Origin of the sequence: Aneurinibacillus aneurinilyticus ATCC 12856, assembly GCF_000466385.1 — a bacterium.
GTDB classification, from domain to species: domain Bacteria; phylum Bacillota; class Bacilli; order Aneurinibacillales; family Aneurinibacillaceae; genus Aneurinibacillus; species Aneurinibacillus aneurinilyticus.
The window spans coordinates 819-1,218 of the sequence record NZ_KE952714.1 but is presented as its reverse complement, the minus strand read 5'-3'; the positions used below and the strand labels follow the sequence as shown (position 1 = coordinate 1,218).

The window sequence follows — 400 nt, the reverse complement described above, 5'->3', positions numbered from 1 at the left end:
TGCCGAATAAACCCACATAGGCATGATGACCATACGTAGGGATGCATCTTTGTTTGCCTCGTTCGTTCCAGGTGGCATGAAGCACTTGATAGGCACGAATTCGACTTTCATCTTCATAAATCAATACGTCGTTATCGGTGAGGTTTTTTTTATCCAGTTCATCTGTTGGACAAAAACCTCCTGCTTCTCTTTGTTGGCTTTCGTCAGCGTATAGGTAGGCCGTGTGTAACGCAGGTTTAGGCGATGAAGCAAATCCGTAATCCCGCTTCGGCTCATGGTAACGGCGAACTTGTCTTCAATTACGTACTGTAAAATGCGTGTATTCCAGCAAGACTCCAGACCAAATCCTTCTTCTGCGGGTGTGCTTTCCACAATCATGCGCTTCAGTTCCTGTTGTTCC

General features: G+C 46.0%; 1 protein-coding gene. It reads right to left on the bottom strand.

Annotation, left to right across the window (positions count from 1 at the left end; genetic code table 11):
- Positions 1–120 precede the first annotated feature (120 nt).
- Positions 121–400 (bottom strand): helix-turn-helix domain-containing protein (locus HMPREF0083_RS26185; protein ID WP_021620031.1); only part of this gene is annotated, 280 nt, incomplete at its 5' end.